The sequence below is a fragment of the Streptomyces sp. CBMA123 genome (assembly GCF_014596465.1).
In the GTDB taxonomy this organism is placed as follows: Bacteria; Actinomycetota; Actinomycetes; order Streptomycetales; family Streptomycetaceae; genus Kitasatospora.
In genome coordinates this window covers 1-7,655 of sequence record NZ_MECK01000245.1, presented here as the reverse complement: position 1 = coordinate 7,655, position 7,655 = coordinate 1, and the positions used below count along the sequence as shown (strand labels likewise).

At 74.1% G+C, this 7,655-nt stretch carries 6 protein-coding genes; 3 read left to right on the top strand and 3 right to left on the bottom strand.

Features of this window, described 5'->3' with window-relative positions; all coding sequences use genetic code 11:
* Positions 1 to 971, bottom strand: a 971-nt coding sequence (gene mmuM / locus BG452_RS25175) for a homocysteine S-methyltransferase (protein WP_188306643.1), incomplete at its 3' end; no start/stop codon positions are given.
* Between the two features lie 161 nt (positions 972 to 1,132).
* Here mmuM and BG452_RS25170 point away from each other — a divergent pair.
* The 3 genes from BG452_RS25170 to BG452_RS25160 all read left to right on the top strand — a co-directional run bounded on the left by BG452_RS25170 (position 1,133) and on the right by BG452_RS25160 (position 4,840).
* Complete coding sequence (locus BG452_RS25170) at positions 1,133 to 2,113, top strand: NUDIX hydrolase (protein WP_188306642.1); 981 nt, start codon at positions 1,133 to 1,135, stop codon at positions 2,111 to 2,113.
* The gene (locus tag BG452_RS25165; RefSeq protein WP_188306641.1) at positions 2,110 to 2,658 is read left to right on the top strand and encodes an NUDIX domain-containing protein; all 549 of its coding nucleotides are present in this window, start codon (positions 2,110 to 2,112) and stop codon (positions 2,656 to 2,658) included. Before BG452_RS25170 ends, BG452_RS25165 begins: the two co-directional genes overlap by 4 nt.
* A 118-nt stretch (positions 2,659 to 2,776) precedes the next feature.
* Positions 2,777 to 4,840, top strand: coding sequence for an acetoacetate--CoA ligase (locus BG452_RS25160; RefSeq protein WP_317621220.1), 2,064 nt, complete (start codon positions 2,777 to 2,779; stop codon positions 4,838 to 4,840).
* Between the two features lie 64 nt (positions 4,841 to 4,904).
* Here the strand turns inward: BG452_RS25160 and ptsP are convergent, their stop codons facing one another.
* Together ptsP and BG452_RS25150 are read right to left on the bottom strand one after the other, a co-directional pair.
* Positions 4,905 to 6,575: a phosphoenolpyruvate--protein phosphotransferase gene (gene ptsP, locus BG452_RS25155; protein ID WP_188306639.1), complete on the bottom strand. Its 1,671-nt coding sequence runs from the start codon at positions 6,573 to 6,575 to the stop codon at positions 4,905 to 4,907.
* Positions 6,576 to 6,677: 102 nt separating this feature from the next.
* Positions 6,678 to 7,127 carry a PTS glucose transporter subunit IIA gene (locus BG452_RS25150; RefSeq protein ID WP_188306638.1) on the bottom strand — a complete coding sequence of 150 codons (450 nt, stop codon included), beginning with the start codon at positions 7,125 to 7,127 and terminating at the stop codon, positions 6,678 to 6,680.
* Positions 7,128 to 7,655: the final 528 nt, after the last annotated feature.

The window sequence follows — 7,655 nt, the reverse complement described above, 5'->3', positions numbered from 1 at the left end:
GCGCCGCCGCGCGCCGCCCACGCGGGCCCCCGGCCACGTTCCTCCCCGGGTCCGCGCCGCACGGTGACCTCGGCCGCCAGCGCGGCGATCCCGTCCGTGCCGACCCGGCAGCAGCCGCCGACCAGCCGGGCACCGTCCGCCAGCCAGCCGCTCACCCGCGCCGAGCGGAAGGTCGGCTCCCCGCGCCAGTCCCGGCGGTCAGGGTCCCACCGCTCCCCGCTGTTCGGGTACACCACCACCGGTTTCCCGGTCACCTCGGCGGCCACCGCCACCGCCAGGTCCGCGTCCTGCGGGGTGCAGCAGTTGACGCCCACCGCCAACACCTCGTCCACCTCCGCCGCCAGCGCGAAGGCCTCCGCCAGCGGCTGCCCGGCCCTGGTCCGGCCGCCCGCCACGCTGTACGACAGCCAGGCCGGCACCCCCAGCCCGCGCACCAGCTCCAGCAGCACCCGCGCCTCGTCCGCGTCCGGCACCGTCTCCAGCGCCAGCACGTCCGGCCGGGCCGCCGCCAGCACCTCCAGCCGCGGCCGGTGGAAGGCCACCAGCTCCGCGTGGCTCAGCCCGTACCGGCCGCGGTACTCGGAACCGTCCGCCCGCACCGCCCCGTACGGGCCCACCGAGGCCGCCACCCAGCGCCGCCGCCCGCCCGGTTCGGCCCGCGCCGCCTCCCGGGCCAGCTCCACGCTGCTCGCCAGCAGCCGGGCCGCCGCCGCGTGCCCGACCCCGCGCCGGGCGAAGCCCTCGAAGCTCGCTTGGTAGCTCGCCGTGATGGCGACCTCGGCCCCGGCCGCGAAGTACGCCCGGTGCGCGGCCACCACGGCCCCGGGGTCGTCCGCGAGCAGCCGTGCCGACCACAGCGCGTCCGACAGGTCGTGCCCGACGGCGGCCAGCTGGTTCGACATCCCGCCGTCCAGGACCAGCGGACCGGCCGCCAGCGCCGCGGCGAAGTCCGGCGGGGGAGCAGTGGGCATCTCGGTCTCCTCGGGCACGGTCGTTCCTGGTCACAGCCTAGGAGCCGGAGGCCCCCGACGGCCGGGAAAACCGTTTGCCGCCGGGGAACGAAGTCGTTACGTTGTGCTCATCCCGAGAACGACAGCACCAGGTGCCCCAGGGGCGCGGAGAGGAGCCGGCGATGGCAGCGGACGACGCGTCCCCCCACCCCGCCGCCGGGCCCACGGCCGAGCAGGAGTGGCTCGCCGCGTACGACCCGCGCGCCTACACCCCGGTCGCCGTCACCGTCGACGTGGTGGCCCTGACGCTGCGGGGCGGCCGGCTGCACGTGCTGCTGGTCGAACGCGGCGCCCCGCCGTACCAGGGCTGCTGGGCGCTGCCCGGCGGCTTCCTGCGGGCGGGGGAGGAGGGTCTCGACGAGGCCGCCGCCCGCGAACTCGCGGAGGAGACGGGCCTGCTGGGCGCCGCCGAGGCCGCGCTCTGCCGGCTGCACCTCGAACAGCTCGGCACCTACGGCGCCCCGGAGCGGGACCCACGGATGCACGTCGTCTCGGTCGCCTACCTGGCCTTCGCCCCGGACCTGCCCGACCCGCAGGCCGGCACGGACGCCGCGGCCGCCGCCTGGCACCCGGTCGCCGACCTCGACCCGGCCCCGCGGTCCGCCGACCGCGCCCAAGCCGCCGGTGTGCCCGCCGACACCCACGGGGGTGGCGTCGACGGGCACACCGGCTCCCACCCGGCCCCACCGCACCCGATCCGGCTGGCCTTCGACCACGCCCGCATCCTGGCCGACGGCCTCGACCGGGTGCGGGCCAAACTGGAGTACAGCCCGCTCGCCACCGCCTTCCTGCCCCACGACTTCACCATCCCCGACCTCCGCGCCGTCTACGAGGCCGTCTGGGACGAGAAGCTCCACCCCGGCAACTTCCACCGCAAGGTCCTCTCCGTCCCCGGCTTCGTGGAGAGCACCGGCTCCACCACCGAGCGCGGCGGCGCCCGTGGCGGCCCCCGGGCCCGCACCTACCACGCCGGCGGCGCCCGCCTGCTCCACCCCGCGCTGCTCCGCCCCGCCCGCGAGGACGAGCCCGACGGCGAGGGGCCGAGCAGCGGAGGGCCACCGCCGGCCGGGCCCGCCGAGCCCCCGGCTACCATCCGCCCATGACCACCGACGAAGCGACGCGGACCGCCCACCGGCCGTTCTCCCACTGCCACTTCTGCGGCACGCCGTACCCGCCCGGCACCGACGCCTGGCCCCGCACCTGCCCCGGCTGCGCCGAGATCAGCTACCGCAACCCGCTGCCCGTCGCCGTCACGGTCCTCCCCGTCACCCGGCCCGACGCCGACCCGGCCCTGGTCGTCATCCGCCGCACCATCGAGCCCGGCTACGGCGAACTCGCCTTCCCCGGCGGCTACATGGACTACGGCGAGAGCTGGCAGCAGGCGTGCGTGCGCGAACTCGGCGAGGAGACCGGCATCCTGGCCGACGCCGCCGACGTCCGCCTGATCCACACCGCCTCCGACCCCAACGGCCGCTTCGTCATGCTCTGCGGACTGCTCCCCGCCCGTCCGCTCGCCGAACTCCCGCCCTCGCGCCCCACCGACGAGACCGAGGGCTGGCTGCTCGCCACCGCCGACACCCCGCTCGTCTGGGACTTCCACGACGGCATCCTGCGCCGCTGGTTCGCCGGCGAGTTCACCCCCCGCTGACCCACCGGCCGACCCTGGCGCAGCGGGCGCTCACATGGCATGGTCTGCACCGACAGCCCAACCGGACGGGTTGGCCACGAGCTCACCCGTCCCCACCACCGGCCGGGAGACCACCACCGTGAGCACCCCTTCCCAGGACCAGCCGCTCTGGCGCCCCAACCCCGCTCGCGCCGCCGCCACCAGCCTGGTCGCCTTCCAGGCCTGGGCCGCCGAGCAGCACGGCGCCCCGGCCGCCCCGCTTGCCCCGGCCGCCGACGACCAGCAGGCCGCCCAGCGCTACGCGGACCTGCACGCCTGGTCCACCGGAGACCTCGACCGCTTCTGGACGGCCGTCACCCAGTGGTTCGACGTCCGCTTCACCGAGGCGCCCGAGGCCGTCCTCGCCGACCCCCGGATGCCCGACGCCGTCCTCGCGGACGAGACCCGCACCGGCTCGCAGTGGTTCCCCGGCGCCCGCCTCAACTACGCCGAGCACGTCCTGCGCCACGCCGAGGACCCGGCCAACGCCGACCAGCCCGCCATCCTCCACCTCGACGAGACCGACGAGCACCCGGTCCCTACCAGCTGGGCCGAACTGCGTCGCCAGGTCCTCGCCCTCGCCGCCGCCCTGCGCTCCCAGGGCATCGGTCCGCACTCCCGCGTCGCCGCGTACCTGCCCAACATCCCGCAGGCCGTCGTCGCCCTTCTCGCCACCAACGCCGTCGGCGCCGTCTGGACCTCCTGCGCCCCCGACTTCGGGGCCCGCAGCGTGCTCGACCGGTTCCAGCAGCTCGAACCCGACGCCCTGATCGCCGTCGACGGCTACCACTACGGCGGCAAGGCCCACGACCGCACCGACGTCGTCGCCGAGCTGCGCCGCGAACTGCCCTCGCTGCGCACCGTCGTCCACGTCCCGCTGCTGGGCGGCCCGGCCCCCGAGGGCGCCCTCGACTGGGCCGATCTCGTCTCCGGCCCGGCCCAAGGGCCGGACGGCGAACCGGAGTTCGCGCAGCTCCCGTTCGACCACCCGCTCTGGGTGCTCTACTCCTCCGGCACCACCGGCCTGCCCAAGCCCATCGTGCAGAGCCAGGGCGGCATCCTCGTCGAGCACCTCAAGCAGGTCGGCCTCCACCTCGGCCTCGGCCCCCAGGACCGCTTCTTCTGGTACACCTCCACCGGCTGGATGATGTGGAACTTCCTCGTGGCCGGCCTCCTGGTCGGGTCCACGATCGTCACCTACGACGGCAGCCCGGGCCACCCCGACACCGGCGCGCTGTGGTCCGTCGCCGCCCGCACCGGCGCCACCGTCCTCGGCACCTCCGCCGCCTACATCGTCGCGAGTCGCAAGGCCGACCTCCACCCCGGCCGCGACCTCGACCTCTCCGCCGTCCGCTGCATCGGCACCACCGGCTCCCCGCTCCCGCCGGACGGCTTCCGCTGGATCTACGACGAGGTCAGCGAGGACGTCTGGCTCGCCTCCGTCAGCGGCGGCACCGACGTCTGCTCCTGCTTCGTCGGCGGCGTCCCCACCCTCCCCGTCTACCTCGGTGAGATCCAGGCCCCCTGCCTCGGCGCCGCCGTCGAGTCCTGGGACGTCCAGGGCCGACCGCTCACCGACGCCGTCGGCGAACTCGTCGTCACCAAGCCCCTCCCGTCCATGCCCACCGGCTTCTGGAACGACCCCGAGGGAACGCGCTTCCACGACAGCTACTTCGACATGTACCCCGGGGTCTGGCGCCACGGCGACTGGATCACCGTCACCTCCCGCGGCACCGTCGTGATCCACGGCCGCTCCGACTCCACCCTCAACCGCCAGGGCGTCCGGATGGGCTCCTCGGACATCTACGAGGTGGTCGAGCGCCTCCCCGAGATCGCCGAATCCCTGGTCATCGGCCTGGAGGAGCCCGACGGCGGCTACTGGATGCCGCTCTTCGTGGTGCTGGCCCCCGGCGCCGAACTGAACGAGGACGTCATCGGCCGTATCCGCACCTCGCTGCGCACCGAGCTCTCCCCGCGCCACGTCCCCGACGAGGTGATCGCCGTCCGCGGCCTGCCGCACACCCTCACCGGCAAGCGCATCGAGGTCCCGGTCAAGCGCATCCTCTCCGGCACCCCGCTGGAGCAGGCCGTCAACCCCGGCTCCGTCGACGACATCGACCACCTGCGCTTCTTCGAGCAGCTCCGGGCCGACCGCCAGGCCTGACCGGCCCCGCGGAACGCCGAAGGGGCGCCCCCTGGGTGGGGGCGCCCCTTCTCCTGCTACCGCCTCACTCGCCCGACAGCACCTGCTGGGCGGCGGCCCGCGCCTCCTCGGCGCTGTCCGCGGCGCGGGCCGCCTCGGCCGCCCGGCGGCACTGGGCCAGGGTGTACTTGGCGAGCGCGGTCCGGACGTAGGGGATCGAGGCCGAGCCCATGGAGAGGCTGGTGACGCCCAGACCGGTCAGCACCACGGCCAGCAGCGGGTCCGAGGCCGCCTCACCGCAGACGCCACAGCTCTTGCCGGCCACCCGCGCCGCCTCGGCGGCCGAGGCGACCAGGTCCAGCAGGGCCGGCTGCCACGGGTCCTGCAGCCGGGCCAGCGCACCGACCTGGCGGTCGGCCGCGAAGGTGTACTGAGCAAGGTCGTTGGTTCCCAGCGAGAGGAACTCGACCTCCTGCAGGATCGCCCGGGCCCGCAGCGCGGCCGAGGGGATCTCCACCATCGCACCGAACTTGGCGTCCAGCCCGGCCTCGCGGCAGGCGGCCGCGAAGTCCGCGGCGTCCTTGCGGTCGGCCACCATCGGGGCCATCACCTCGAGGTGCACCGGCAGGCCCTCGGCCGCCTTGGCCAGCGCCCGCAGCTGGGTGGCCAGCACCTCGGGGTGCTCCAGCAGGGTGCGCAGACCGCGCACGCCCAGCGCCGGGTTCGGCTCGTCGGCCGGGGTCAGGAAGTCCAGCGGCTTGTCCGCGCCCGCGTCCAGCACCCGGACCACGACCCGGCCCTCCGGGAAGGCCTCCAGCACCTTGCGGTACGCCTCGACCTGCTTCTCCTCGCCGGGAGCCTGCGCGGAGTCGTCCAGGAACAGGAACTCGGTACGGAACAGGCCGACGCCCTCCGCACCGTTCGCCAGCGCGGCCGGCACGTCCGCCGGGCCACCCACGTTGGCCAGCAGCGGTACCCGGTGCCCGTCCGAGGTCCGCCCCGGGCCGGAGGAGGCGGCCAACGCGGCCTTGCGCTCGGCGGCGATCGCCCGCAGCTCGTCCTGCTTCCCCTGCGACGGGTCCAGCAGCACGTCGCCCGTGCTGCCGTCCACCGCGACGACGGTGCCCTCGGCGACGTCCGTCGCCCCCGGCAACGCGACCACGGCCGGCACGCCCAGCGCCCGCGCCAGGATGGCACTGTGGCTGGTCGGCCCGCCCTCCTCGGTCACGAAGCCGAGCACCAGCGTCGGGTCCAGCAGCGCGGTGTCGGCCGGCGCCAGGTCCCGCGCGAACAGCACGTACGGCTCGTCGCTGTCCGGCACGCCCGGCATCGGCACGCCCAGCAGCCGCGCCACGATGCGGTTGCGCACGTCGTCCAGGTCGGCGACCCGCCCGGCCAGGTACTCCCCGGCGGAGGCCAGCAGCGCCCGGTAGGCGGCGAAGGCGTCGTACACGCCGCGCTCGGCACTGCTGCCGACGGCGATCCGGCGGGACACGTCGGCCATCAGCTCCGGGTCCTGCGCCATCAGCGCCTGGGCCTCCAGCACCGCCTGCGCCTCGCCGCCCGCCAGGTTGCCGCGAGCGATCAGGTCCGCGGCGACCGCCTCGACGGCGGCCTGGGCACGTGCCTGCTCACGCGGGGCGTCCTCGGTCGGGATCTGGGTGGTCGGGGGCTCCAGGACCGCCGTGCCCATGTGCCGCACCTGGCCGATCGCGACCCCGTGGCTGACACCCACGCCGTGCAGTGTCTTCTCCATGTACCTGTTCTCCGCTGAGAGGAGCGGCCCCGCCGGGAACCGCTGAGTGCCGGGTCGCCCCGTCAACTCCTGCGGGGCGGGTGTGTGTCGGTGATAGAGGGGTCAGCTCCAGCTGAACAGCTGGTCGCCCGCCTCGGCCTCGCCGCTCTCGCGCAGGTCGGTCAGCGAGTCGGGAGCGGCCTCCAGCGCCACGATCGGCGAGATCGGCGACTTGCCCGCAGCCTCGACGGCGGCCGGGTCCCACCGGATCACGGCCTGACCACAGGTCACCATGTCGCCCTTGTTGACGAGCAGTTCGAAGCCCTCGCCGTTCAGCTGCACGGTGTCGATCCCGAGGTGGGTCAGCACACCGTGCCCGTCCGCGTCCACCACGACGAAGGCGTGCGGGTGCATGGAGACGACGACGCCGTCCACCGGAGCGACCGCCTCGGTGGGCCGGCGGACCGGGTCGATCGCGGTGCCCGGGCCGACCATCGCACCCGAGAACACCGGGTCCGGCACGCCGGCGAGCCCGACGACCTTGCCGGTCAGCGGCGACGTCACAGTGGTCATGGTTTGTGCCTCCCAAGTGCGCAATACAGCGAGCGGCCGCGAGGTGCGGCACACGATCAGCTGAAGCCTAAATCATGTCAACTTCGGACATCTGTCGACATTCCTGGGCGGAGAACCACGCCCCCGCCCGCCTCTCGACCGGCGTCACATCGACTCGCGACTGGTCTAGTCCTCTTGGCCGATGCGCCGCACTCTACAGGCATCTTGGCGAATCAGGACCATTGCTGTATATGCTCGCGAGAGCAACAAATCATGCCGCCGACCGGGTGACCCCGGGCGCGCCCCGATTCGCGCTCCGACAGTCGACCCGCTAGGGTTGGCCGAGTCGCCGCAACTCGGCGGTTAACGCCAGGTTTCAGATGCAAAAAGCCCCGGTAAACGGAGCGGAAAACATCTGGTAAGCTGGGAACACGAAAGAACGAAGCGCCCGGAGGGCCCGCTGGAAGGCGGCTCGAAGGAAGTGTCCGTTCCTTGAGAACTCAACAGCGTGCCAAAAGTCAACGCCAGATATGTTGACATCCCCGGCCT